At 69.4% G+C, this 25,474-nt stretch carries 25 protein-coding genes; 9 read left to right on the top strand and 16 right to left on the bottom strand.

The window, feature by feature from the left end; translation table 11 throughout:
- Positions 1-3 precede the first annotated feature (3 nt).
- Positions 4-1,161 (bottom strand): acyl-CoA dehydrogenase family protein, encoded by a 1,158-nt coding sequence (locus tag ALIDE2_RS00425; RefSeq protein WP_013721149.1) that lies wholly within the window; start codon positions 1,159-1,161, stop codon positions 4-6.
- 25 nt (positions 1,162-1,186) lie between these two features.
- Positions 1,187-2,173 carry a Bug family tripartite tricarboxylate transporter substrate binding protein gene (locus ALIDE2_RS00420; RefSeq protein WP_013721148.1) on the bottom strand — a complete coding sequence of 329 codons (987 nt, stop codon included), beginning with the start codon at positions 2,171-2,173 and terminating at the stop codon, positions 1,187-1,189.
- A 115-nt stretch (positions 2,174-2,288) separates the two neighbouring features.
- Here ALIDE2_RS00420 and ALIDE2_RS00415 point away from each other — a divergent pair, with 115 nt between their 5' ends.
- Positions 2,289-3,218: a LysR family transcriptional regulator gene (locus ALIDE2_RS00415; protein WP_013517015.1), complete on the top strand. Its 930-nt coding sequence runs from the start codon at positions 2,289-2,291 to the stop codon at positions 3,216-3,218.
- Between the two features lie 31 nt (positions 3,219-3,249).
- Here the strand turns inward: ALIDE2_RS00415 and ALIDE2_RS00410 are convergent, their stop codons facing one another.
- Positions 3,250-5,325 (bottom strand): acetoacetate--CoA ligase, encoded by a 2,076-nt coding sequence (locus ALIDE2_RS00410; protein ID WP_013517014.1) that lies wholly within the window; start codon positions 5,323-5,325, stop codon positions 3,250-3,252.
- 169 nt (positions 5,326-5,494) lie between these two features.
- Here ALIDE2_RS00410 and ubiM point away from each other — a divergent pair, with 169 nt between their 5' ends.
- Positions 5,495-6,763 (top strand): 5-demethoxyubiquinol-8 5-hydroxylase UbiM, encoded by a 1,269-nt coding sequence (gene ubiM, locus ALIDE2_RS00405; RefSeq protein ID WP_013517013.1) that lies wholly within the window; start codon positions 5,495-5,497, stop codon positions 6,761-6,763.
- Between the two features lie 126 nt (positions 6,764-6,889).
- Here ubiM and ALIDE2_RS00400 read toward each other — a convergent pair whose 3' ends face one another.
- Entirely contained in the window at positions 6,890-7,600 is a 711-nt protein-coding gene (locus ALIDE2_RS00400; protein ID WP_013517012.1) for an FkbM family methyltransferase, read from the bottom strand.
- A gap of 151 nt (positions 7,601-7,751) precedes the next feature.
- Between ALIDE2_RS00400 and ALIDE2_RS00395 the strand changes: the two genes are divergently transcribed.
- Positions 7,752-9,038, top strand: coding sequence for a solute carrier family 23 protein (locus tag ALIDE2_RS00395; RefSeq protein WP_013517011.1), 1,287 nt, complete (start codon positions 7,752-7,754; stop codon positions 9,036-9,038).
- Between the two features lie 6 nt (positions 9,039-9,044).
- Here the strand turns inward: ALIDE2_RS00395 and ALIDE2_RS00390 are convergent, their stop codons facing one another.
- The 6 genes from ALIDE2_RS00390 to ALIDE2_RS00365 form a co-directional block, all read right to left on the bottom strand.
- Complete coding sequence (locus ALIDE2_RS00390) at positions 9,045-9,560, bottom strand: carboxymuconolactone decarboxylase family protein (RefSeq protein ID WP_013517010.1); 516 nt, start codon at positions 9,558-9,560, stop codon at positions 9,045-9,047.
- Between the two features lie 31 nt (positions 9,561-9,591).
- A complete protein-coding gene (locus ALIDE2_RS00385; RefSeq protein WP_013517009.1) occupies positions 9,592-10,353 on the bottom strand; it encodes an SDR family NAD(P)-dependent oxidoreductase in 762 nt (253 codons plus the stop codon).
- Between the two features lies 1 nt (position 10,354).
- Positions 10,355-11,161 (bottom strand): SDR family NAD(P)-dependent oxidoreductase, encoded by an 807-nt coding sequence (locus ALIDE2_RS00380; RefSeq protein WP_013517008.1) that lies wholly within the window; start codon positions 11,159-11,161, stop codon positions 10,355-10,357.
- A gap of 48 nt (positions 11,162-11,209) precedes the next feature.
- Positions 11,210-12,220, bottom strand: a complete 1,011-nt coding sequence (locus ALIDE2_RS00375) for a tripartite tricarboxylate transporter substrate binding protein (protein WP_013517007.1) — start codon at positions 12,218-12,220, stop codon at positions 11,210-11,212.
- 124 nt (positions 12,221-12,344) lie between these two features.
- Complete coding sequence (locus tag ALIDE2_RS00370) at positions 12,345-13,259, bottom strand: LysR family transcriptional regulator (protein ID WP_013721147.1); 915 nt, start codon at positions 13,257-13,259, stop codon at positions 12,345-12,347.
- Positions 13,260-13,313: 54 nt separating this feature from the next.
- Positions 13,314-14,036: a TFIIB-type zinc ribbon-containing protein gene (locus ALIDE2_RS00365; RefSeq protein WP_013721146.1), complete on the bottom strand. Its 723-nt coding sequence runs from the start codon at positions 14,034-14,036 to the stop codon at positions 13,314-13,316.
- A gap of 157 nt (positions 14,037-14,193) precedes the next feature.
- Here ALIDE2_RS00365 and ALIDE2_RS00360 point away from each other — a divergent pair, with 157 nt between their 5' ends.
- A complete protein-coding gene (locus tag ALIDE2_RS00360; protein WP_258007444.1) occupies positions 14,194-15,714 on the top strand; it encodes an acetyl-CoA hydrolase/transferase family protein in 1,521 nt (506 codons plus the stop codon).
- A gap of 82 nt (positions 15,715-15,796) precedes the next feature.
- Positions 15,797-16,219, top strand: coding sequence for a hotdog fold thioesterase (locus ALIDE2_RS00355; protein WP_013517003.1), 423 nt, complete (start codon positions 15,797-15,799; stop codon positions 16,217-16,219).
- 60 nt (positions 16,220-16,279) lie between these two features.
- On the opposite strand, the gene ALIDE2_RS00350 is transcribed toward ALIDE2_RS00355, so the two are convergent.
- The gene (locus ALIDE2_RS00350; RefSeq protein ID WP_013517002.1) at positions 16,280-16,855 is read right to left on the bottom strand and encodes a cob(I)yrinic acid a,c-diamide adenosyltransferase; all 576 of its coding nucleotides are present in this window, start codon (positions 16,853-16,855) and stop codon (positions 16,280-16,282) included.
- 157 nt (positions 16,856-17,012) lie between these two features.
- Here ALIDE2_RS00350 and ALIDE2_RS25365 point away from each other — a divergent pair, with 157 nt between their 5' ends.
- From ALIDE2_RS25365 to ALIDE2_RS00335, 3 genes are all read left to right on the top strand, one after another.
- Positions 17,013-17,249, top strand: a complete 237-nt coding sequence (locus ALIDE2_RS25365) for a hypothetical protein (RefSeq protein ID WP_013721145.1) — start codon at positions 17,013-17,015, stop codon at positions 17,247-17,249.
- A gap of 93 nt (positions 17,250-17,342) precedes the next feature.
- The gene (locus ALIDE2_RS00340; RefSeq protein WP_013516987.1) at positions 17,343-18,767 is read left to right on the top strand and encodes an FAD-binding oxidoreductase; all 1,425 of its coding nucleotides are present in this window, start codon (positions 17,343-17,345) and stop codon (positions 18,765-18,767) included.
- A gap of 198 nt (positions 18,768-18,965) precedes the next feature.
- Positions 18,966-19,775, top strand: a complete 810-nt coding sequence (locus tag ALIDE2_RS00335) for a mechanosensitive ion channel family protein (RefSeq protein ID WP_013516985.1) — start codon at positions 18,966-18,968, stop codon at positions 19,773-19,775.
- A gap of 1 nt (position 19,776) precedes the next feature.
- Here ALIDE2_RS00335 and ALIDE2_RS00330 read toward each other — a convergent pair whose 3' ends face one another.
- Complete coding sequence (locus ALIDE2_RS00330) at positions 19,777-21,042, bottom strand: MFS transporter (protein ID WP_013516984.1); 1,266 nt, start codon at positions 21,040-21,042, stop codon at positions 19,777-19,779.
- A gap of 59 nt (positions 21,043-21,101) precedes the next feature.
- On the opposite strand from ALIDE2_RS00330, the gene ALIDE2_RS00325 reads away from it, so the two are divergent.
- Positions 21,102-22,007 (top strand): AraC family transcriptional regulator, encoded by a 906-nt coding sequence (locus tag ALIDE2_RS00325; protein ID WP_013516983.1) that lies wholly within the window; start codon positions 21,102-21,104, stop codon positions 22,005-22,007.
- Positions 22,008-22,086: 79 nt separating this feature from the next.
- Here ALIDE2_RS00325 and ALIDE2_RS00320 read toward each other — a convergent pair whose 3' ends face one another.
- Genes ALIDE2_RS00320 through ALIDE2_RS00305 form a run of 4 tightly spaced genes read right to left on the bottom strand, consistent with a single transcriptional unit; the run spans position 22,087 to position 25,456 of the window.
- Complete coding sequence (locus ALIDE2_RS00320) at positions 22,087-23,127, bottom strand: peptidoglycan-binding domain-containing protein (protein WP_013721143.1); 1,041 nt, start codon at positions 23,125-23,127, stop codon at positions 22,087-22,089.
- 59 nt (positions 23,128-23,186) lie between these two features.
- Positions 23,187-23,966 carry a class I SAM-dependent methyltransferase gene (locus ALIDE2_RS00315; protein WP_013721142.1) on the bottom strand — a complete coding sequence of 260 codons (780 nt, stop codon included), beginning with the start codon at positions 23,964-23,966 and terminating at the stop codon, positions 23,187-23,189.
- A gap of 24 nt (positions 23,967-23,990) precedes the next feature.
- A complete protein-coding gene (locus ALIDE2_RS00310) occupies positions 23,991-24,908 on the bottom strand; it encodes a ParB/RepB/Spo0J family partition protein (protein WP_013516980.1) in 918 nt (305 codons plus the stop codon).
- 5 nt (positions 24,909-24,913) lie between these two features.
- Positions 24,914-25,456: an RBBP9/YdeN family alpha/beta hydrolase gene (locus ALIDE2_RS00305; RefSeq protein ID WP_013721141.1), complete on the bottom strand. Its 543-nt coding sequence runs from the start codon at positions 25,454-25,456 to the stop codon at positions 24,914-24,916.
- Positions 25,457-25,474: the final 18 nt, after the last annotated feature.

Here is a 25,474-nt window from a genome sequence, read left to right as displayed (position 1 = left end):
CGTTCAGCGCAGCCCGAGGCCGCGCGCGATCATGCCGCGCAGGATGTCGCGCGTGCCGCCGCGCAGCGAGAACGAGGGCGATGCCTCGGTCACGTACTTCAGCGTCATCAAGAGTTCCACGGGCACGTCCTCCGCCTCGCGGGCGAACAGGTCGTCGGCGATGGCCGCAGGGATGAACTGCTCCAGCGTGGTGCCCAGCTCCTTGACGAGCGCGGCCTCGACGATGGGGCTTTCGCCGCGCACCAGCTTTTCCTGGATCGCCACCGACATGGCGCGCAGCGGCGCGAGCTGCGTGAGCACCTTGCCCGCGAGCCTTTGCGCCGGCTCCGTGCGGCCCCGGGGCGTGCGCACCCAGTCGAGCCACTGGTCGAACAGCACGATGCTGGAGAACAGCCGCTCGGGCCCGCTGCGCTCGAAGGCGAGCTCGGCCGTGACCTGTTCCCAGCCCTGGCCCTCGGCGCCGATGAGCGCGTCGGGCGCGAGCTGCACGTTGTCGAAGAACACCTCGCAGAAATGGCTGTCGCCCGACAAGTCCTCGATGGGGCGCACGGTGACGCCGGGGAGCTGCAGGTCCACGATGACCTGCGACAGCCCCTTGTGCCGGTCCTCGGGCGCGCCCGAGGTGCGCACCAGCGCGATCATGTACTGGCAGTGGTGGGCGTTGGTGGTCCAGATCTTCTGGCCGTTGAGCAGAAAACCCTTGTCGTTGGGCACGGCGCGGGTCTTGACGCTGGCGAGGTCCGAGCCCGAATTGGGCTCGCTCATGCCGATGCAGAAAAACGCCTCGCCGCGGCACACGCGCGGGATGTAGAAGCGCTTTTGCGCCTCGGTGCCGTACTTCAGGATCAGCGGCGCGCTCTGGCGGTCGGCGATCCAGTGCGAGCCCACGGGCGCGCCGCAGTTCAGGTATTCCTCCACGAGCACGTAGCGCGTGAACGCGCTGCGCCCGCCGCCGCCGTATTCCCTGGGCAGCGTCACGCCGATCCAGCCGCGCTCGCCGAGCTTGCGGCTCAGCTCCGTGCTGTAGCCGCCCCAGGAACGGGCGCGCACGTGCGCGGGCAGGGTTTTGATGGCCTCGGCGAGGAAGGCGCGCACCTCGGCGCGCAGGGCCTCGTCCTCGGGCGGTATGCGCGTGAGCGCAAGCGAATCCAGGGTGCTCATCCCCGTCCTTCTCGTGAATCCATTCCTATTGCAGCGGCACCTTGGCCTGGGTGACGATGCGCTTCCACAGCGCGATCTCCTTGCGCTGGAAATCGTGCATCTGCGCGGGCCCGCCCGTCATGGGCGCGGCGCCCAGGCGCTCGTAGAAGGCGCGCGTCTCGTCCATCTTCGAGATGGCGGTGAACAGCTCGGCCAGCCGGGCCGTCTCGGCCGCGGGCGTCCTGGCGGGCACCATGGCGCCCACCCAGGTGTAGGCCTCGAAGCCGCTCAATCCCGCCTCGCCCATGGTCGGTACCTCGGGCGCGTTGCCCACGCGTTTGTCGGCCGCCACGGCCAGTATCTTCAGGCGCCCGCCCCTGGCCAGCTCCAGCACGGCCGTGACCTCGGCGAACGCATAGTCCACCGTGCCCGAGGCCACGGCGGTCATGGTCTCGCCCGCGCTCTTGAAGGGCACGTGCACGGTCTGCACGCCGGCCATGTCGTTGAGCAGCTCGCCCATGAGCTGGTAGCCGGCCGACCCGGCGCCGAAGTTCACCTTGCCCGGGTTCGCCCGGGCGTGCGCCAGCAGGCCCTTGAGGTCGCCATAGGGTGCGGCCGGCGGCACCACCAGCATGGCGGGCGAGCGCATCATCATGGTCAGGGGCGAGAAATCCTTCACCGGGTCGTAGGGCAGCTCCTTGAACAGCGCCGCGTTCACGGCCAGCGTGGAGTTGCTGCCGATGAACACGGTGTAGCCGTCGGCCGGCGCGGCAAGCACCTGCTTGACCGCCAGGAAGCCGTTGGCGCCGGGCTTGTTCTCCACCACCACGGCCTGGCCCGTGAGGTCCTGCAGCTTCTTGGCGAAGTAGCGCGCCGAGGTGTCGGTGCCGCTGCCGGGCCCGAAGGGCACGACGAACTTGATGGTCCTGGACGGAAAGGCCTGCGCCCGGGCGGCCGGCGCCGTGGCGGCGCCCAGGGCCGCGAGGCCGGAACCCAGCAGGGCGCGCAGGGCGGTTCTGCGGTGCAATGACATTGGTCTTGTCTCCTTGACGGTCGGTTCGGCCGCCGGTCAGGGGCACCACTGTAGGCAGTGCGGCAAGCTGTGTCTAATATTAAAAAATTCGATTTCAATATTCATCAGGTATCAAATGAACCTGCGACAGCTGAGCCAGTTCGTCACGCTGGCGGAGACGGGCAACTTTCACCGCGCGGCCGAGCGGCTGCACATGGCGCAGCCGCCGCTGTCGGTCTCCATCCGCAAGCTGGAGGAAGAGCTGGGCAGCGCGCTGTTCGCGCGCACGCGCACGGGCGTCGCGCTCACCCCCGCGGGCCAGGCCATGCTGGACGACGCGCGCCGCACGCTGCTGCACGCCCAGCAATGCCGCCAGGCGGTGCTGGACACGCGCGAGGGCACGGGCGGGCGGCTGCGCCTGGGCATCATCGGCTCGGCCACCTATGCGCTGCTGCCGCGGCTCATCCCATCGCTGCGCGCGCGCTACCCGCAGATAACGCTGGAGCTGTCCGAGGCCACCTCGTCCGAGATCCTGGAGGGCCTGGTCTCGCGCCGCTTCGATGCCGGCCTGCTGCGCTTTCCCCTGCTCGACGCCAGCGGCTTCGACCTGACGCCGCTGGACCGCGACGACTTCGTGCTGGCCGTGGCAGAGACCAGCCCGCTGGCCCGGCGCGAGGCCATCGCCCTGCACGAGGCCGCGCACGAGCCCTTCATCATGTACCCGCGCAGCAAGGTGCCCGGCCTGCTGGCCCTGGCCATGATGCGCTGCCAGTTCTCTGGCTTCGCGCCGCAGGTGGCGCAGGAGGCCGCGCAGGTACAGACCATCATGAGCCTGGTGGCCTCGGGCCTGGGCGTGGGCCTGGTGGCCGGCGTGGCGCGCCAGGTGGTGCCGCGCGGCGTGAAATGCCTGCGGCTGACCGACAACCCGCCGGGCTTTCACGTCAGCATCGCGCTGGCCAGGCTGGCGGGCAACACCAGCCGCGTGGTGCAGCGCTTTGCCGAGCATGCGCTGGAATGCGCCGGAGCGCCGCACGTGGAGGGCGGGGGTGGGGGCGGACCGGGCTGAAATACCCGGCCGGCAACCACCAGAAACCGTTTTATGCAGCCGCCGCGGCGCCACGGCGGGCGGCGAAATCCACGTACCAATCCAGGCAGCCGGGGTTGGCCATGGCGTCCCTGTTGACCACCTTGGCGAGGGGCTGGCCCAGCAGCAGCTTCTTGATGGGCAGTTCCTGCTTCTTGCCGCTCAGGGTGCGCGGCACTTCGGCCACGGCGAAGATGTCGTCGGGCACGAAGCGCGGCGACAGCGCAGCGCGGATGGCGTCATCGATGCGCCCGCGCAGCGCGTCGTCCAGCGCCACGCCCTCGCGCAGCACCACGAAGAGCGGCATCCAGCTCTCACGGCCCAGGTACTCCAGATCGACGACGAGGCTGTCGAGCACCTCGGGCAGGGCCTCCACCGCGCTGTAGATCTCGCTCGTGCCCATGCGCAGGCCGTGGCGGTTGATGGTGGCGTCGCTGCGGCCGTAGATCAGGCAGCCGGGATGGGCTGCGGATCCGATCTCTATCCAGTCGCCATGGCGCCAGACGGCGCCGGCCTCGGGCCCCAGGTCGCCGCCACCGGGCCGCCGGCCATGGCCCGGCGGGTACATGTCGAAGTAGCTGGCGCGGTAGCGCGCGCCGTCCGCGTCGCCCCACAGGTACAGGGGCATGGACGGTATGGGCTGGGTGCAGACCAGCTCGCCCACGGCGTCCAGCACGGGGCGGCCCTGCTCGTCCCAGGCCTCGACGGCCGCGCCCAGCATGCGGCATTGCATGCGCCCGGGCGTCTGCGGCAGCTCGCGGTGGCCGCCGAGGAAGGCGCCCGCGAAGTCCGTGCCGCCGGAGATGTTGGCCCACCAGACCCGCGGCACGCCCGCAACCGCCATGAAATCCGATCCCCATTGCTGCACCTCGGCGGGCAGCGGCGATCCGGTGCTGCCCAGCGCGCGGATCGCCGACAGGTCGCCGCATTGCGCCGGCGTGATGCCGGCCTTCATGCAGTTGCCGTAGAACGCGGCGCCGGCGCCAAAGAAGGTCACGCCGGTTTCGGCCGCCATGCGCCACAGCACGCCCCAGTCGGGACGCTCCTTGCTGCCGCCCGGGTTGCCGTCGTACAGCACGCAGGTGGTGCCGCCCAGCAGGCCGCCGACCTGGGCGTTCCACATGATCCAGCCCGTGGAGCTGTACCAGTGGAAGCGCTCGCCGAAGGAGTTGGGGGCGTAGCTGCAGCCGATGTCGTTGTGCAGCACGGCCAGCTGCAGCATCACCAGCAGCATGCCGCCATGGCCGTGCACGATGGGCTTCGGCATTCCCGTGGTGCCGCTGGAGTACACGATCCACAGCGGGTGGTCGAAGGGCAGCCACAGCGGCTCGAAGGCCGCGGTTTCAGCATCTTTTCTGGCTGTAATGCTTGCGTAACAAGCGGTATCAGCTATTGTTTTTGTGGCATCGAGGTTGTTCACCAGCACCACGTGCCGCAGCGTGGGCAGCTGCGCGCGCAGCTCGGCCAGCACGGCGCAGCGGTCGTGGTCGCGCCCGCCGTAGCTCACGCCATCCACGGCGAACAGCACCTTGGGCTCGATCTGGCGGAAGCGGTCCAGCACGGCGTTCGTTCCCATGTCGGGCGCGCACACGCTCCACACGGCGCCGATACTGGCGCAGGCCAGGAAGGCCACGATGGTCTCGGGAATGTTGGGCAGGTAGGCCGCCACGCGGTCGCCGGGCCCTACGCCCTGGGCCTTGAGGTGCAGCGCCAGCGCCGCCACCTGCCGGCGCAGCGCGGGCCAGGACAGTTCGCGGTGCTGGCCGCGTTCATTGCGCGCGACGAGGGCCGGCTGGCCGGCCGCGTGCGCCGCATCCACGTGGCGCAGCACCTGGCGCGCGTAGTTCACCTGCGCGCCGGGGAACCACCGCGCGCCGGGCATCACGTTCCTGGCGAGCACGGCATCGTGCGGCGTAGGCGACTGCAGGTCGAAGTAGTCCCACACGCTTTGCCAGAAGGCATCCAGCTCGGTCACGGACCAGCGCCACAGCGCGTCGTAGCCGTCGAACCGCAGGCCGCGCCGGGCCTGCAGCCAGTCCTGGTACAGGCGGATCTGCGGAACGTAAGGTGGGGGGGAATCGGTTTCCATGCGGGCAGCGTAGCGCCGCACGCGCCCCGCGTCACTCCGGGTCGGCCCCGTCGGGGCCTGCCCGGATACACACCGTGTTGACCCAATTCAAGCGCCACCCGCGCAACCGTCCGACAATCGGCGCTTCGCCCACTGGGCGCTTTGTCCTTTCACCGGAACGAGCACGCGCATGCCACCGCAACAGACGAATACCCACAGCAGCAGTGATGTCCTCATCGTCGGCGCCGGCCCGGCCGGGCTGTCGCTGGCGGCCTCGCTGGCGCAGGCCGGCATGCAGGTCACGGTGCTGGAGCAGCAGCCCGCGTCCGTGCTCGCCGCCCCGCCGCCCGACGGGCGCGAGATCGCCCTCACCCACCCCAGCGTGGCCACGCTGCAGCGCCTGGGCAGCTGGCAGCGCCTGGCCGCGCACGAGGTCGGCCTGCTGCGCGAGGCCCAGGTGCACGACGGCCCCGTGGGCCGGCGCGGCGCCATGCAGCTGCACGCGGGAGGCAGCGGCGTGGACCACCTGGGCTGGATCGTGCCCAATTACGCGCTGCGCCGCACGGCCTACGAGGTCGCGGCCCAGCAGCCGGACGTGCGCATCGTGACCGAGGCGCGCGTCGCGCGCGTGGCCGTCACGCCCGCCCATGCCGAGCTCGAATACACCGACGCGCGCCAGGGCGGCCAGGGCGCGGAGCGCCTGCAGGCCCCGCTGCTGGTGGCGGCCGACAGCCGCTTTTCCGCCACGCGGCGCCAGCTGGGCATAGGCGCGGCCATGCACGACTTCGGCCGCACCGTAATCGTCTGCCGCCTGCGCCACGAGCTGCCGCACCATGAGGTCGCACACGAATGCTTCGGCTACGAGCAGACGCTGGCCATACTGCCGCTGCCGAACGACCCCATCGACGGCGCGCCCATGTGCTCGGCCGTGGTCACGACCGGCGCTGCGCAGGCCCAGCAGCTCATGGCCCTGCCGCCCGAGGAATACGCCGCGCGCGTGCAGGCGCAGTTCCAGAACCGCCTGGGCGCCATGCGCCTCGTGGGCGAGCGCCACGCCTACCCCCTGGTGGCCGTGTACGCCCACCGCTTCGCCGGCCCGCGCTGCGCGCTGCTGGGCGACGCCGCCGTGGGCATGCACCCGGTGACGGCGCATGGCTACAACCTGGGCCTGGCGGGCGTGGAGGGCCTCACGCGGGCCGTGGCCGGAGCATGGGCGCGCGGCGCGGACATAGGCGCCGCCAGCGTGCTCGCCCCCTACGCGCGCGAACACCACCGTCACGCCTGGCCGCTGTACCAGGGCACGAACGCCATCGTGCGCCTGTACACCGACGACCGCCCCCTGCCGCGCCTGCTGCGCCAGGCCGTGCTGGCCGGCTCCAACCGGCTGCCTCCGCTCAAGGGCCTGATCGTCAGCCAGCTCACGGGGCGGCGGCCGGCCTGGCCGACGGCGGCGCCGTGACCGTGCCGGCCACCTATGCTCCTATGGAACCGCCCGCGCGGCTCACACGCCCATACAGGCTTGCAGCCGAAGTGAGCGCCGTCTGCCGGATCGACACAGTCATCGCTTTGATGGCGAAGCCGTGTATCAGCGGGGCAGGTTGCGGTTGACGCACAGGCAGTCGAACTCCTGGACACGGCCCAGGGAGTCGCGCGACACGGGGAACATGCCTATGACGTCGAAACCCAGCTCCTTCAGGCTGGCAATGGCCTCGTCGAACGCCGGCATGCCCTGGTAGATGGGCAGGAACGAAACCTCCGACTGAATGAGCGCCGCCTGGCGCAGCACGTTCCGGCCGCCCGACATCACCTTGACGTCGTGGCCCTGGGTGTCGATCTTCACGAAGGTACGGGACCAGTCTATCGGCAGGTCCAGCCCGTCGAGCGTGACCGTCTCGACGTCCTCCGTACCGGTCTCGGTCATCTTGCGGCTGGACTCCCGGAGGGACAGAAAGGAGTTCAGCTCGCTGCCCACCATGGTGTGGATCTGCGCGGTGCCGGACCGGTCGCTGGCCGCCTTCTGGTAAACATGCCAGCGCGGGTCGCCGGCAGCCTTGCGCGCCAACTCGCCGAATGGCTGCGAACAGGGTTCGAAGGAATGAATGTCCCCGGCAAACCCCACCCTGCGCAGCAACTCGCCGTAACCGCCGATATTGGCGCCTATGTCGATCACGGCCTGTATCCCGTGCCCTTTCAGGGCGCCAGGGAGAAAACGGTCGTAGATGTAATCCCGGCTGTAGGCGAGGGACATCACATCAAGGCCGGCGCGATGCGCCAAGGCTTTGATCAGGGCTTTCATTAGCTGGACTCCTCGGGCGCGGTTTTTTGCAGGAAGTAGGCCCGTGGGCGTGCCAAAGCATATACCGAAGCCCCCCCGATAAGCCACGCGCACACAAGCTGCCGCCCCCAAACCCTCTACCATCGCCCCACCCAACAACAGGAGCGAATAAATGGGGATGTTTCAATGGAATGAGCGCCCGGCCGAGGTGCTGCAGGGCGGCGGCGTGATCGGGCCGGACGAGCGCCTGCCCTGGGGGCAGACGGGCCTGATGGGGATTCAGCACGTGATCGCCATGTTCGGCTCGACGGTGCTCGCGCCCATCCTGATGGGGTTCGACCCCAACCTGGCGGTGTTCATGAGCGGCATAGGCACGCTCATCTTCTTCCTCGTCACCGGCGGCAAGGTGCCCAGCTACCTGGGCTCGTCGTTCGCCTTCATCGGCGTGGTGATCGCCGCCACGGCCTACGCGGGCAAGGGGGCGAATGCCAACATCGGCGTGGCGCTGGGCGGCATCATCGCCTGCGGCGCGGTGTACGCGGCCGTCGGCGTGGTGGTGCACCTGGTCGGCACCGGCTGGATCGAGCGCTTCATGCCGCCCGTGGTGACGGGCGCGGTGGTGGCCGTCATCGGCCTGAACCTGGCCGCGATCCCGATCAAGAACATGGCGGCCAGCAACTTCGACAGCTGGATGCAGGCCCTGACCTTCGTCTGCGTGGCGCTAGTGGCCGTGTTCACGCGCGGCATGGTGCAGCGCCTGTTGATCCTCGTGGGGCTGATCCTGGCGAGCATCGCCTACGCCCTGTTCACCAACGGCATGGGCCTGGGCAAGCCCGTGGATCTGTCGGGCGTGATGGCCGCGCCCTGGTTCGGCGTGCCGCAGTTCCACGCGCCGGTGTTCAGCGCGCCGGCCATGCTGCTCATCGTGCCCGTGGTCATCATCCTGGTGGCCGAGAACCTGGGCCACATCAAGGCCGTGACGGCCATGACCGGCAAGAACCTGGACCAATACATGGGCCGCGCCTTCATCGGCGACGGCGTGGCCACCATGGTCAGCGGCGTGGCCGGCGGCACGGGCGTGACGACCTACGCCGAAAACATTGGCGTGATGGCTGCCACGCGCATCTACTCCACGGCCGTGTTCCTGGTGGCGGCGCTGATCGCCGTGCTGCTGGGCTTCTCGCCGAAGTTCGGCGCGCTGATCCAGGCCATTCCGCTGCCGGTGATGGGTGGCGTGTCCATAGTGGTTTTCGGCCTGATCGCCATCGCGGGCGCCAAGATCTGGGTGGACAACCGGGTGGACTTCTCGCAGAACAAGAACCTGATCGTGGCCGCCATCACGCTCATCTTGGGCACGGGCGAGTTCACGCTCAAGTTCGGCGACTTCGCCCTGGGCGGCATCGGCACGGCCACCTTCGGCGCCATCGTGCTGTATGCGCTGCTGAACCGCGGGCGCTGATCCAGTTCAATGGCCGATCTGCACGGCTTCCAGGAACCGCGACACCATGTTGTATGCGCCGATCGTCACCATGGCATCCACCATCTGCTGCTGCGTGTAGTACGCCGCCGCTTGCGCATACAGCGCATCCGGCACGTCGATCCGCGACGTCATCGCATCCGCCAGTTCCACCAGGGCGCGCAGGCCGCCCTGCACGGACGCGCCGATCGCGTCTGCGCCCGAGACGTCGGCAATCATCTGGCTGCTGGCACCGGCCTGCAGGGCGATGGGCACATGCGCCTCGTACTCGAAGCGCGCGTGGTTCAGAACGGCCACCCGCACGATGAGCAACTCGCGATCGAGGTCGGGCAAGCTGTTGTGCCGGCGCACGGCCGTAAGCATCTGCTCCCAGCCATGGGCCATGGCCGGGCTATTGAGCAGCACCTGGTAGAGCGGCGAAACGCGGCCGCGCTGCCGGGTGATGGTGGCTTCCAGTTCGGCCAGTTCAGGACGTGTTCCGGGTGTTATGGGTGCGATTCGCATGGGGTTTACCGATGGGTTGCAGGTGCAAGCGTCACACCACGGTGGGCAACGCAACGCCATCCATGGCGATCACGGCACCGCTGACGTAGCTTGCGCGAGGAGAGGCAAGGAACACCGCGAGCGCGGCAATTTCCTCGGGCTCGGCGGGCCGCCCCAGTGGCGGCTCCGCCAACGGCGCGCCGCCAGCCGCCGCCTGGGCATCACGCTGGGCCTGCAGCCGCTCCGTGCGCACTTGCCCGGGGTTGATGGTGTTGATGCGGACTCCGCTCGGTGCGTATGCAGCGGCCAGGCCCGTGCCTGCCAGCATCAACGCCGCATTGGCGGCGCCACCGGCCAGATGCACGGGATTGGCCCTCTTGCCGCCGGCGCCCACCACGTTGACCACAGCACCCGCACCCCGCCCCGCCATGCGCTGCACGACGGGAGTCAGGACGTGCATGTAGGAGTAGAACTTGGCCTGCATCCCGGCATGCCAGTCTGCAGGCTGCAACTGCGCAAAGGGCGTTCGCTTGGCGGCACCGGCGCAGTTCACGAGCACCTGTATCGGGCCGCCCTGGGCTTCGATGCGCCGGACGGCCTCTTGTGCCTGCGCGGCATCCTGCAGGTCCGCGCAGAAGACGCGCAGGCGGTCGCCTGCCTGCATCTGCGCAGCCATGGCCTCCAGCGTCTGCTGCGTGCGCGCCAGCGCGCTCACCGTGGCGCCCTCGTCTAGGAAAGCGCGTACGCAGGCCTTGCCGATGCCGCGGCTTGCCCCCGTCACCAGCACATGGCTGCCTTGCAGTCGCAGATTCATGCTAGCCCCGCTTGCAGACCAGCCCGCCGTCCACGGGCAGCAGCACGCCCGTGACGTAGCGCGACTCGTCCGACGCGAGGAATACCGCGGCATGGGCGACATCCCACGCCGTTCCCATGCGCTTCATGGGCACCATGGCCTCGCGCTCCGCACGCACGATCTCGCGCGAGACCCCGCGCTCCCGGGCTCGCCGCTCGATGGCCATGGGGGTATCGATCAGGCCCGGCAGGATGGCGTTGGCGCGCACGCCATGGGCGGCATTCTCGTAGGCCAGGTGCTGGGTGAAGGTGTTGACCGCCCCCTTGCTGGTCTTGTAGGCCACCGTGGGCCGCGCAGACAGCGATGACGTGGACGATATGTTGATGATGCTGCCCTCTTTCTGCGCGATCATCTGCGGCAGCACGTGTTTGCAGGTCATGAACATGCCCTTGAGGTTCATGGCCATGATCTCATCCCACATGTCCGCGCCCAGCTCCACGGTGGACTTGTCCCCCTTGGAGCGCCCCACGTTGTTGTGCAGGACGTCGATGCGCCCGAACGTGGCCACGCATTGCGCCGCGATGCGTGCGCAGTCGTCTTCGCGGGTGATGTCCGCCAGCACGCTGGCGACTTCCGCGCCCATGGAGCGCAGCTTGTCTTCCGTGTCCTTGAGCGATTCCGGCTGGATGTCCACCAGAAGCAGGCGGGCGCCTTCTTCCGCAAAGCGTTCGGCAACGGCACGGCCGTTGCCGACGGTCTCGCCAGGCTGCTGGCCTGCGCCGACGATGATGGCCACCTTGCCTGCAAGGCGCTGCGATGTAGTTGTCATATCAGGGTTCCGGGTTGTCGAGAATGCATGTACGGCAGGCACTGTCCGTCAATCGACGCTGACCTTGCCCTCCACCACGACCTTGCGCCAGCGTGCCTCCTCGGCGCGCATGAACCGGGTCATTTCGGCAGGAGAGTTCACCGCTACGGTCAGCCCTTCATTGCTCAGGCGCTGCTTGTAGGCAGGCGCATTCGCGGCTTTCGCGAGGGCGGCATTGAGTTTGGCGATCACGTCGGGCGGCGTGCCGGCGGGAGCGAAGATGCCGTACCAGACGTCGGCGGCATAGCCCGGCAAGGTCTCGGCGACGGTGGGAATGTCTTTGTAGGCGGATGTACGTTTTTCGGAAGTCACGGCAATCGCGCGCATCTTGCCGGCCTCGACCAGCTTGGCCACGCCGCCCGCGGTTCCGACGACGAAGTCGATCTGCCCTCCCATGAGGTCGGTATAGGCAGGCCCTGCGCCGCGGTAGGGGACATGCGTGATGTCCACCTGGGCCATGAGCTTGAACAGCTCGGCCGCCAAATGCACCGAGGAGCCATTGCCGGAGGAGCCATAGGTCAGGCGGCCAGGACGCGCCTTGGCCGCCTGGATCAGGTCGGCGACCGAACGGTAGGGGCTTTCGGGACGCACGACGAACACGTTCGGCCCCGTGCATATCAACCCCACTTCGGTGATGTCCCTGGCCGTCTTGTAAGGCAGCTTGGGAACCAGCGAATCGTTGATGGCCAGCGCCGACGTCGTGAGCAGCAGGGTGTAGCCGTCCGCCGGCGCCTTGGCCACGAGGTCGGAGCCGATGACGGTACCGCCGCCGGGCTTGTTGTCCACGATGATGGCCTGACCCAGCTCGCGCGACAGCGCCTCCATCAGTGCCCGGCCCACCACGTCGGTTCCTCCGCCGGGCGTGAAAGGCACCACCACCCGGATCGCCCGCGACGGGTAGCCGTCCGGCGATTGCGCCCATGCCCAATGGGGCGTCAAGGCCGAGCCGAAGGCTGCGGCCGAAATGGCCCCAGCTGTCGTGCTTTGGAAAAACTTGCGGCGGTTTGCACGTCCAAACATTACAGGCCTCCTCGGATTCCCCATTGCAGGTGGGAGAGTTCATTCGTTTCCGAGGAGGAAGTCTATGAACGCATGAGCGGCCAGTTATGACGATTGGGAAAACCTTGCTTGCTGTTTGGTTCAATCAGGAGGATGCGCTGTCCGCCTCCCCGGAATGCTCCAGGAAGAAATGCCACAGCAGCGCGGCTTCTGGCGGCAGCTGCGCAGGCTGACGTGCGCATACCCACAGCTGGCGCGTGGCCCATTCGTCCGTCAAGGTCAGAATCGACAAACCCAGCAACCGTGCGTAGTTGCGCGCAATGCCCAAAGGCACGATGGCCAGCCCCAGTCCTTCGCGCACCATTGCGCACCGGGCCCCTGGATTCGATACCTGGGCGCGTACGCGTATCGGCCGCGTCAGCGTATTGCCGGCAAGCGCGAGGAATTCCGACAGGCTGTGGCGCGGAAAGTAGCCCAGGAAGTCATACTCCAGCGCATCTTCCAGCGGCAGTTGCCCGCGCGCCTCCAGCGGATGCCCGGCGGGCACGACCAGCGCCACCCTGTCCCGGCGATAGGGCCGCGACAACACGCCCGGAGCGGGATAGGCCGCGTGATAGATGCCCACGTCGGCATCCCCGTCGGCAACCAGGCGCGGCACGTCGTAGCTGAAGGCTTCGGTCAGGTCCACGCGCACCGCAGGCTCGCGGCGAGAGAACGCGCCGATTTCCGAAGGCAGGAATTGCTGGATGGCCGAGGCATTGGCCGCCAGCCGCACGTGCGGCACGTGCGGCACGCCGCTGGCCGCATATTCACGCAACGCCCCGCGCGCCTGCGCGATCTGCCTCAGGATGGACTTGGCCCGCTGGTACAGCATGGCCCCTGCAGGCGTGGGCACCACGCCCCGGCCATGACGCCGCAGCAATACGGTGGCTTCTCGCCGCTCCAGCTCCGCAATGCGCTTGCTGGCCGCCGACGTCACCATGTGCATGCGCTCTGCCGCGGCAGACAGGCTTTTCTCCTCGATGGCCGCTACCAGCACTTCCAGCGATATCAGATCCATGGCCTGTAGTTCCTCATTGCATCCGGGTGCGCATCGGTGCGGCCCCGGGCTGCATCAGCGCCGCAGCAGCGACCACACGAACTCAATGCCCGCCGCGACCAGGTCGAACTGGTCGCTCTGGCGCCCTTCGAGCCGTTCGCGTTGGCGCTCGCGCTCCTCGCGGGAACGGTTGCGCTCCAGGGCGATGAGGGCGTCGGGCGAGCGCTCGTCGGCCTGCTCGGCGGACTGCTGCGCGGCGCGGCCGTGGCGCGCGAGGGCCTTGTCCACGGCCTGCGGGTCGAGCAGCGACAGCGCCGAGCGGCAGTAGGGGCAGGCGTGGTCGTTGCGTATATCCACTGCGCCGCCGCAGCTGGTGCAGGTGATGGTGCCCACGCGCCGGGCCAGGGCCTCGATCTCCAGCTTGGACAGGTGGCGCACGAAGCCCTTTTCCACCATGAACGCGCCGAAGGTGGAAAAGCGCCCGTGGCGCGCCGCGCAGCGGTAGGTGACGTAGCGCCCGCCCTGGGCCACGTCGTAGCCCTTGACCAGGGCCGTGGCGCAGCGCGGGCACTGCAGGCGGTCGGACAGGGGGCGGTGGGCGTCGCCGCGGCGATCGTGCAGCAGCTCGAACAGCTGCAGCACGGCGGCGGGGGCCAGGCGCGTGTTTTCCTGCGGGTCGAACCACATGCCCTGACATGCGAAGCACAGGTCCAGCTCCAGCGTGCCGCCGCCGGTCGCGGCAAAGCGGCGGACGTCGGCGGGCTGGCGGCAGGAGGGGCAGAGCGGCGTGAAGGGCATGGTGGTGGCGATCGTACCGCCGGCCTGCGGCCGCCCAGCAGCCGGCCGCAGGGTAAGGGTTATCCCTAAACCGACTGCTAAGATTTGCGCTCTTCCCCATGCCTCACGCCGGCCTCCCAGCGGGCCTGCGCGGGGCGCTTTTTCGTCTGGAGTTTGTGTGTCCCCATCGTCGTCTCCCCGTATCCAGCACCCGGGCCTGGCCCAGAAGACCATGAGCGCGGCCGAGGCCGCGGCCCTGATCCCCGCCGGCGCCAACGTCGGCATGAGCGGGTTCACCGGATCCGGCCACCCGAAGCTGGTGCCCCAGGCGCTGGCGACCCGCATCGAAGCCGAGCATGCCGCGGGCCGGCCGTTCCAAGTCAACGTGTGGACGGGCGCCTCCACGGCGCCCGAGCTCGACGGCGCGCTGGCCAGGGTGGGCGGCATGCGCCAGCGCCTGCCGTTCCAATCCGACCCCGTCTGCCGCGACAGGATCAACGCGGGCGAGGTGGATTACCTCGACATCCACCTGTCGCACGTGGCCCAGCAGGCCTGGTTCGGCTTCCTGGGCCCCCTGCATGTGGCGGTGATCGAGGTGCTGGGCATCCTGCCCGACGGGCGGCTGATCCCGTCGGCCGCCGTGGGTAACAACAAGACCTGGCTGGACATCGCCGACAAGGTGATCCTGGAGGTCAATTCCCTGCCCCCCGCCGAGATGGAGGGCATGCACGACATCTACTACGGCACGGCCATTCCGCCGCGCCGCCTGCCCATCAACCTGACGCAGCCCATCGAGCGCATCGGCGAGCCCTACCTGCGCGTTGATCCGGCGAAGGTCATCGCCGTGGTGCCGACGCACCATGGCGACCGCGACACGGCGTTCGCCCAACCCGACGCGGTGTCCAACCAGATCGCGGCGCACATCATCGACTTCCTGGCCCATGAGGTGAAGGTGGGCCGCCTGCCCAGGAACATGCTGCCGCTGCAGTCGGGCGTGGGCAATGTGGCCAACGCCGTGCTGGCGGGGCTGCTGGACGGCCCGTTCGACGACCTGTTGGGCTTCACCGAGGTGCTGCAGGACGGCATGTTGGAGCTCATCAAGCGCGGCAAGATGGCGGCCGCGTCGGCCACAGCCATCTCGCTGAGCCGCCCGGCCCTCCAGGAGTTCACCGACAACATCGCCTTCTACCGCGAACGCATCGTGCTGCGCCCGCAGGAGATCAGCAACCACCCCGAGCTGGTGCGGCGCCTGGGCGTGATCGCCATGAACGCCATGATTGAGGCCGACATCTACGGCAACATCAACTCCACCCACCTCATGGGGTCGGGCATGATGAACGGCATAGGCGGCTCGGGCGACTTCGCGCGCAACGGCTACCTGTCGTTCTTCGTCACGCCCTCGGTGGCCAAGGGCGGCGCCGTCAGCTGCATCGTGCCCATGGTCTCGCACGTGGACCATACCGAGCACGACACGCAGATCATCGTCACCGAGCAGGGCCTGGCCGACCTGCGCGGCCTGTCGCCGCGCCAGCGCGCGCAGGTGATCATCGACAAATGCGCCCACCCCGACTGGCGCCCCCTGCTGCAGGACTACTTCGACCGCGCGCGCAGCCAGGGCGCGCAGCACACGCCGCACCTGCTGGGCGAGGCATTGAGCTGGCACCAGCGCTGCCTGGAGACGGGCAGCATGCGCGCGTGATGCGGCGCTGTCGCCCACGCGCTGCACGCGCGGGCGACAGCGGGCATGATGGCGGCTTCGCCGTCATCGCCGTTCGCAAGCCATGTCCATCTGGAAGACACCCATCTCACTGGCGTCCGTCAACGCCCACACCGCCCACACCGCCATCAGCCACCTGGGCATAGAGTTCCTGGAGGTGGGCGACGATTTCCTGCGCGCCCGCGTGCCCGTGGACGAGCGCACGCGCCAGCCCTACGGCATCCTGCACGGCGGCGTGAGCGTGGTGCTGGCCGAGACGCTGGGCTCCATGGGCGCCGCCAACGCCTGCCCGCCGGACCACCGCGTCGTGGGCCTGGACATCAACGCCAACCACATACGCGCCACCAGCAGCGGCTGGGTCACGGGCACGGCGCGGCCGGTGCATATCGGAAAGTCCACGCAGGTGTGGCAGATCGACATGGTCAATGACGAGGGCCAGCTGACCTGCGTCTCGCGCATCACCATGGCGGTGCTGCAGCCGAGGTAGGCAGGTCCTTTTCAAGCCATTTCGGGCCTCGGCGCTTGCTCAGCAAGCGCCAGAAGCTATCTATTCAGTAGCATCATCCGCCTGCCGCGCCAGGCGCTCGCTCTTCCAGTACACCTCGTTGCCGCCGTCCATGCGGTTGAGCACGCGCGAGAGCACGAACAGCAGGTCGGACAGGCGGTTCAGGTACTGGCGCGGCGCGGCGCGCATGGTCTCGGCCTGCTGCAGAGCGACCACGGCGCGCTCGGCGCGGCGCGCCACCGTGCGGCACACATGGGCCTGGCAGGCCGCGCGCGTGCCCGCGGGCAGGATGAACTCCTGCAGCCGCGGCAGCTCGGCGTTGTAGCGCGCCAGCGCGTTGTCCAGCTGCAGCAGCGCATCGTCCTTGAGCAGCTCGTAGCCGGGCATGCACAGCTCGCCGCCCAGGTTGAACAGCTGGTGCTGCACGTCGATCAGCAGTTCGCGCACGTCCTGCGGCATGGGCTCGCACAGCAGCAGGCCGATGTGGGAGTTGAGCTCGTCCACGTCGCCCATGGCATGCGGGCGGCCGCTGGCCTTGGACACGCGCGTGTTGTCGCCCAGGCCGGTGGTGCCGTCGTCGCCGGTGCGCGTTGCGATCTGTGTCAGTCTGTTTCCCATAGCGCATTCCTCCTGATTCGGGGCCGGGGCGACGATTGTGCGTTACATCCGCGGCGCAATTGTTGAGCAGGGCAACAGCGGGCAAAAGTGCTGGCCCACGCGGCGCCTGCTGCGGTGCAATGCACGCCTGTTCCACTTCTTCACGGAGACCGAATCGATGCCCCAAACACAGCAACGACGCCCCCTCTCCTCGTTCGATGCCCGCAGCGTGATGCTGTTCGCCGCGCTGACCGTGGGCGGCGCACTGGCGCAGGCCCAGACCTCCTCGCCCTCCCCTGCCGCGCAGGCGAGATACCAGGCCGGCCCCAGCCGCACCCCGCCCGAACCCAACGCCGCCCCGGGCGGCAGCGCCAGGCCCGCCGCCGCCAGGCACGCTGCCGGCACCCGGTCCTGATCCACACTGGCTGCGCTACTGGCGCGGGCCCGGCACCCACGGCTGCGGGCGGACTTCTAGAATGGTCGCCCTGCCACGACCGGAGAAGCCCCCATGAACGCCCCTGCCCACGCCGCCCAGTTGCAGCCCCGGATAGACCCGCGCCCCGTGCCCCAGGCCCTGCTGGACGCGCTGTCCCAGCGGTTCGGCGCGCAGTTATCCACGGCCCAGGCCGTGCGCGAGCAGCACGGGCGCGACGAGGGTTCGATCCAGGCGCCGCCGCCCGCGGCCGTGGTGTTCGCCGAGAGCACGCAGGACGTGCAGGACGCCATGCGCCTGGCCGCGCAGCACGAGGTGCCGGTGATCGCCTACGGCGCGGGCTCCTCGCTCGAAGGCCACCTGCTGGCCGTGCAGGGTGGCATCAGCATCGACGTGGGCCGCATGAACAAGGTGCTGTCCATCGACGCCGACGACCTCACCGTCACCGTGCAGCCCGGCATCACGCGCAAGGCGCTGAACGAGGCCATCAAGGACACGGGCCTGTTCTTCCCCATCGACCCCGGCGCCGACGCCAGCATCGGCGGCATGGCCGCCACGCGCGCCAGCGGCACCAACGCCGTGCGCTACGGCACCATGCGCGAGAACGTGCTGGCGCTCGAAGTCGTCACCGCCAACGGTGACGTGATCCGCACCGGCACGCGCGCCAAGAAAAGCAGCGCCGGCTACGACCTGACGCGCCTGATGGTGGGCAGCGAAGGCACGCTGGGCATCTTCACCGAGGTCACCGTGCGCCTGTACCCGCTGCCCGAGGCGGTGAGCGCGGCCATCTGCTCGTTCCCCAGCATCGAGGCCGCCGTGCGCACCGTCATTCAGACCATACAGCTGGGCGTGCCCATCGCGCGCGTGGAGCTCATCGACGCCAACAGCGTGCGCATGGTCAACGCGCACAGCAGGCTGGCCTTGCGCGAGGAGCCCATGCTGCTCATGGAGTTCCACGGCTCGGCCGCCAGCGTGCAGGAGCAGGCCGAGACGGTGCAGGGCATCGCCAGCGAGTTCGGCGGCCAGGCCTTCGAGTGGGCCAGCACGCCCGAGGAGCGCACGCGCCTGTGGACCGCGCGGCACAACGCCTACTTCGCCGCCGTGCAGAGCCGCCCGGGCTGCAAGGCCATCAGCACCGACACCTGCGTGCCCATCAGCCGCCTGGCCGACTGCCTGCTCGCCTCGGTAGACGAGGCCGACGCCAGCGGCATCCCCTACTTCCTCGTCGGCCACGTGGGCGACGGCAACTTCCACTTCGGCTACCTGATCAACCCCGCCGTGCCCGAGGAGCGCGAGCGCGCCGAACAGCTCAACCACCGGCTCGTGGCGCGCGCCCTGTCCATGGGCGGCACCTGCACGGGCGAGCACGGCGTGGGCGTGCACAAGATGGGCTTCCTGGTGGACGAAACGGGCGCGGGCGCAGTGGACATGATGCGCGCCATCAAGCGGGCGCTGGACCCGAAGAACATCCTGAACCCGGGGAAGATCTTCGCGCTGTGAGTCGGCGCCGGGAAAGCTACCAATTCAGTAGCTTATAGCGCCCATGCACAGGGCGTTGGAGGCCTTTTCTTGCAAAACCGTGCGCCGCGTAGCCGCGGGCCCGGACATGGGCACGGCCATCGCGGCTCACGATGATTCACATTGCGGTTCCCGGGGATTGCGTTACTCTGAAACGGTTTCACATTCCCCGGAGCGACCATGAACACCACCGACATCTGGCACTTCCTGAGCACACAGGGCACCGATTTCGCGATCAAGCTGGCCACCGCCATCGCTGCCTGGATCATCGGTCGATGGCTGATCAGCCTGGCCGTCAGCCTGATGGGCAAGCTGCTGCAACGCGGCGGCAAGATCGACACGACGCTGGCGCACTACCTGAAGTCCATCACCGGCGTGCTGCTGAACATCATCCTGATCCTGGCGATCCTGGACATCTTCGGCGTCAAGACGACTTCGTTCGCCGCGCTGCTGGCGGGCGCCGGCCTGGCCATCGGCGCGGCCTGGAGCGGCATGCTGGGCAACTTTGCCGCGGGCGTCTTCATGCAGGTGCTGCGGCCCTACAAGGTGGGCGACTTCATCAGCGCCGGCGGCATGGTGGGCACGGTGACGGAGCTAGGCCTGTTCGCCACAACGCTGACCACGCCCGACAACGTGATGACCGTGGTGGGCAACGGCAAGATCTTCGGAGACAACATCCAGAACTTCAGTGCCCTGCCGGTGCGCCGCGTGGACTGCGTGGCCAAAGTGGCCAACAGCGTGAGCCCGCTGGACGCCATAGCGCGCCTCAAGCCGGTGATCTCCGCCATCCCCAACGTGGCGACCGAGCCGGCGCCGGACATCGAGATCCTGGAATTCACCCCCGAAGGCCCCAAGCTGTGCGTGCGCCCCTACACCCACACCGACCACTACTGGCAGGTGTACTTCGACACGAACAAGGCCATCGTCGAGACCTTCGGCGCCGCCGGCTATCCCGTGCCCGAGACGCCGATGGCCTACCGGAACGCCTGAGTCACGCCGCCGACTGCGCGACGGCCTGCATCCGCCGCGCAGCCACGCCCACCCCCACGAAACCCGCCGACACCACGCTGAGCACCAGTGCCAGGGCCGAGCCGTAGAAGATGCCGGCGTTCATCTGCGCGTCCAGCATCGCGCCGAAGACCGGGGCGGCCAGGCTGAAGCCCAGGTCCAGCCCCGAATACACCGTGCCGTACACGCGCCCCGTGGCGCCGGGCGGCGCGGCGCGCTTGATGAGCATGTCGCGCGAGGGGCCGGCGATGCCGATGCCCATGCCCGCGAGCGACGCCACGGCCAGCGCCACCATGCCCGGCAGCACGCCCAACCCCACCAGCGTGAGCAGCGTGGCCGACGCCAGCAGGCACACGCTGATGGTCTTCTCCAGCCGCTCCACGCGACCCACGAGGAAGCCACCCAGCACCATGCCCATGGCGCCGCACAGCATGTAGCCGGTGACGACCATGGTCGTGAGCGACAGCGGCATGTCGTACATGCGCTGCAGCGACGGGGCGGCAAAGCTCTGGATGGCGCTGAGCGAGCAGGTGCTCCAGAAGAAGAACGAGAAGCACAGCCACACGGCAGGCAGCCTGAGGAAGGCCATGGGGTGCTCCTGCACGGCCGCGGCGCCAACAGCGCCCTTGGCCGCCTGGTGCGCCCAGGCGCCCTGGCGGTCGTCGAGCGCGTCGCGGTTCCACACCATGATGGCCAGCACCAGCAGCGCCAGCGCGGCGCCGCCCAGGCAGGCCATGCGCCAGGAGCCCGTGGCCGTGGCGATACCGGCCATGAACACGGGCGCCGTGGCCCAGCCCAGGTTGCCCGAGATGCCATGCACCGAAAAGCCGTGGCCCAGGCGCTGGGGCGACACGCGCTTGTTGAGGATGGTGAAGTCCACCGGGTGGAACGGCGCATTGCCCAGCCCCGCCAGCACGGCCGCCAGCACCAGGCCCGCATAGCCGCCGGCGCTGCCCGCCACCAGGCCCGCCGCGGCGAAGCTGGACAGCGCGGCGAACAGCACCGGGCGGGCGCCCACCTTATCCACCAGGAAGCCCGACAGCGCCTGCCCCGTGCCCGAGACCACGAAGAACACCGACAGCAGCAGGCCCAGCTCGGAATAGCTGTAGCCGAAGTCCTTGATCAGGAACGGGAACAACGGCGGCAGCAGCATGTGGAAGAAATGCGAGGAGCCATGCGCGAGGCCTATGAGGCCGATGGTGCGCACGTCCTGGCGCAGGGAGGGGGTGGCGGCGGTCGTCATGGGCATGATGTTAGGCAAGGCGCGCAAGACCGATATACGATAGACAGCCAATTACTGTCGTGATCATGCCAATTCACGCCGCCCCGCCACCCGGCCACGCCGATGCGCAGGCCGCCCCTGCCCATGCGCCGCGGGCGGCGCGCGTGCTGTCGTACGTGGAGTCGCTCACGCCCCATCTGTTCGTGCCCAGCCGCGCGCGACCCGTGCGCGCCAAGCACCGCGAGCTGCGCGCCGACACGCAGGTGCGGCCGCACAGCCACCCCTGGGCGCAGGTGGCCATCTCCACCACGGGCGTGCTGCGCCTGACGGTACCGGACGGTGCCTACATCGTGCCACCCTCGCGCGCGCTGTGGATCCCGCCCGGCGTGGAGCACGCCGTGACCATGGTGGAGGACGCCGACCTGCGCACGCTGTACTTCCACCAGCCGCCCGGGCGCTGCGGCCCGGGCGTGGCGCGCGCGCAGGAGGAACCCTGGCGCCAGTGCCGCGTGCTGGAGGTGTCCGACCTGCTGCGCGCCCTGGTGCGCGAGATGCCCTCCGAGCCCGACGACGCCCCGCCGCTGCCACCCGAGCTGCTCCACCGCGAGCGCCACCTGAGCGCGCTGATCCTCGACGAGCTGCGCCGCGCCAGCAGCGTGCGCCTGGGCGTGGACCTGCCGCGCGACAAGCGCCTGCGCCACCTGTGCGAGGCGGTGATCGCCGACCCCACGCGCCACGAGACGTTGGCCGACTGGGCGCGCGACACGGGCGCGAGCCCGCGCACGGTGGCGCGCCTGTTCCGCCAGGAGCTCTCCAGCACCTTCACGCAGTGGCGCCAGCAGGTCATCCTGGCGCGCGCCGTGGCTCTGGCCGCGGGCCGCCGGCCCATCAACCAGATCGCGGCCGAGCTGGGCTACAACAGCCCCAGTGCCTTCAGCGCCATGGTGCGCCGCACCGTGGGACTGGCGCCGGGGCGGTTCCTGGGGGCATGAACCACGGGCGGCCGGCGGCGCACAAGCAAAAAGCGGCCCGGGGGCCGCTTTTGCCTCGCATGCGGGAAATGATCCCGGTTCAGCGCGACAGCGCGCCGGCTGTGGCCGCGTCCAGACGGCCCGTCACGGGCAGGCCCTGCTGCTGCTGGAACTCGCGCAGCGCGCGGGCCGTCTTCGGGCCAGCGGAGCCGTCGGGCGTACCCACGTTGTAGCCCAGGGCGTTCAGGCGCTCCTGCGCCTCGCGCACGGACATGGCCGCGCCGGCCTTGGTCTGCGACGGTGCGGCACCACCGTCCACGCCCAGCTTGCCGCCGCCGCCCAGGCCCTGGCCCTGCACGCTCTGCGCCTTGTAGTTGCGCAGCGCCACGACCATCTGGTTGTAGGCGTCCATGAACGCAGCCGTGATCACCTTGCCCTGGGCCGTGTTCTGGTAGCCGCCCAGGCCGCCGCCGGCGCTGCCGCCGAAGATGCCGCCGAAGCCGGCGAAGTCGCTCTTGGAGGCGCTGCCCTCGGAGGCCGCCACCTGCACGCCCGAACGGTTGTCCACCAGAGTCAGCATGGCGCTGGCCTCGCGCGTCTTGAGGCTGCCGCCGATGGCCGCCAGCGCACGCCCCCTGCCGCCGCCGATCAGGCCGCCCAGCGCACCGCCCACGCCACCGGCATCGTTGTTGCTGAAGATGATTTCGGGCGACAGGCCATAGTCGGAGGCCACCATCTGGCCCTTGCCGAAATTGCTGCCGCCGCGCATCTCACCCGAGCCCATGAGCTGGCGCTCGCGGTCCATGGCGCGCATGCCGGCCGCGCCGCGCTCCACCACGACGAAGCAGTTGGACTGCTGGATCAGCAGGCGCAGCAGGTTGGCCGTGGGCGGCAGCTTGTATTCGTTGCGCAGGATGGTGTACCAGCCGGCGTCCTGGTTCTCGACCAGCGACACCGTGCCCAGCGGCGACTGGCAGCGTTCGAGCTGGCTGCTCTCATTGGCGGCGCTGCCTCCCGCAGCCGCGCCGGTGGCCACGGTCTTGGCATCCTGGCTCCCCATCTTCATATTGGTGGTTTCGCATCCGGCAAGGGCGACGACGGCGCAGGCGGCCGCCAGCAGGGACAGGGTTTTGCGGGACATGGTTTCCTTCCTCTCTATCACGGTGAATGGTTCGATAAGCGCGGTTGAATTGCGTGAAATCATAGCGTTACATCTGCAGATGCCCCGCATTCTTTTGTTGCTCCGCGCGGCGCGGCGGCGCTGGCGCCCATACGGTAGATCCACACTCCCTGCCCGGCAAACCCGGGCAGCCGGGCGCAGGCAGCCAGGCCCGGCACCTCGAACGCCAGGCTGACCAGCCAGCTTCCCGGCGCCATCTCGGCCAGCGCCTTGGCCGCCGCGCGCGCCATGCTTTCGGGCCTCTGGAACACGTACACCAGCTGGTAATCGCCCCAGCCGGCCGCCCAGATGTCCCCGCGCCGCACATGCGCCCAGGGGCAGCGCAGGCGGCACAGCAGAGCGAGTGGCCAACTCCATTCCAGCCCGTGCAGCCGCGCCCGGGGATAGGCGGCGCGCAGCGCCAGCAACCCGTCGCCCAGGCCACAGCCCGCGTCGAGCACGGCCGCGCCCGGCGGCAGCGGCGCCAGGGCGTCGAGCCCGTGCAGCGCGCCGCGCGGCGTGGGGAACAGAGGCGCGTCGCGCCATGCATTCAGGGGGTAGACCAGCAGCAGCACGGCCAGCGGCAGCAGCCATGCCCAGGCCGGCAACCCTGCCGCGCCCGTGAGCGCGAGCGACAGCGGAAAGCCCAGCGCGATCAACGCCCTGCGCCACCAGCTCTGCCCCCACAGGCTGGCCAGCACGCCGACGCCGGTGGCGCCCAGCAACGACGCCAGGGTGCCCAGGCGCGGCTGCAGCACGGCGTGCAGCAGCCACGCCACGCCCCAGGCAAGCAAGGCGGGCAGCGGCCAGGACAGGCGCATCGGCAGGGGGCAGAAGGCGCCGGGTCAGCCGCGCAGGCGCTCGATGAGGCCGTTGAGCGCCTCCAGCGAGCCGAACGCGATGGCCAGCTCGCCCATCTCCTCGGTGCGGCTGCCGCGCTTGACGCGCTTCTTCACGCGCACCTCGACCTCGGCCATGAGCAGGTCGGACAGCTCTTCCTCGATGCGCTTCATGTCGCGCGACTTGTCCTTCTTGGGCTTTTGCGGCGTGAGGTTGAACTCGGCGCCCAGCTTCTTGACCAGGCCCTCGGCCTCGCGCACCGACAGCTTCCTGGCCGCGATCTGGTTGCCCGCCGTGATCTGCGTGGCACGGTCCAGTGCCAGCAGCGCGCGCGCATGGCCCATGTCGATGTCGCCGGCCATGAGCATGGTCTGCACCGGCTCGGCCAGGTTCAGCAGGCGCAGCAGGTTGCTGGCCGCGCTGCGCGAGCGGCCCACGGCCTGGGCCGCCTGCTCGTGCGTGAGGCCGAACTCGCGGATGAGGCGCTGCAGGCCCTGGGCCTCCTCCAGCGGGTTCAGGTCCTCGCGCTGGATGTTCTCGATGAGCGCCATGGCGGCGGCGGCCTCATCGGGCACGTCGCGCACGAGCACGGGCACCTCGTTCAGGCCCGCGAGCCTGGAAGCGCGGAAGCGCCGCTCGCCGGCGATGATCTCGTACTTGCCGACGTTCTCGCCATTGCCCAGCCGGCGCACGAGGATGGGCTGCATCACCCCCTGGGCCCTGATGCTCTCGGCCAGCTCGTACAGCGCGCCCTCGTCCATGCGCGTGCGCGGCTGGTAGACGCCGGGCACGAGCTGGTCGAGCGCCAGCGTGCTGGGCAGGCCCTGCGCCTCGGCCTGGGCCTGCTCGGCCTTGTCAGCGACCTTGGGGCCCAGCAGTGCTTCCAGGCCGCGGCCCAGGCCCTTGGGTTTCTTGGTGACCATGTTCTTCAGTCCTTGTTTATCAGTGTTTGCAGCAGCGCATGGCCCTCGGGCCAGTCGCCCAGCCCCGATTCGGCGTTGACGTGCCCGCGCGCGCCCAGGTCGACGAAGCGCGCGCCCCAGTCCTGCGCCATGGCGCGCGCACGCTCGAAGGCGCAGTACGGGTCGTCGCGGCTGCCCGCCAGCACGGCGGGAAAGGGCAGCGGCCGGCGCGCGATGGGCGCCCAGCCGCGGATCTGCGCGGCCAGGTCGGGCCGTTGCACGTCGCCCGGCGCCACCAGCAGCGCGCCGTGCACCTTGCGCGCGTGGCGCGTGTGCGCAGCCCACCACGCGGCGAGTATGCAACCCAGGCTGTGCGCGGCCAGCAGCACCTCGCCCGGGGCGTCGGCCACCACCTCCTCCAGGCGCGCGCTCCAGTCGCCGCGCAGCGGGCGCGTCCAGTCGTGCTGCTGCACGCGCCGGTAGCCGTGCAGGCGCTCCCACTCGGTTTGCCAGTGGCCAGGGCCGGAGTCCTGCCAGCCGGGCAGAAGGAGTACCTGGAAAGGATGCATGCGGTATTACTATTTTTT

Source organism: Alicycliphilus denitrificans K601 (genome assembly GCF_000204645.1).
Taxonomy (GTDB): domain Bacteria; phylum Pseudomonadota; class Gammaproteobacteria; order Burkholderiales; family Burkholderiaceae_C; genus Alicycliphilus; species Alicycliphilus denitrificans.
This window is presented reverse-complemented; position numbering and strand designations above follow the sequence as displayed.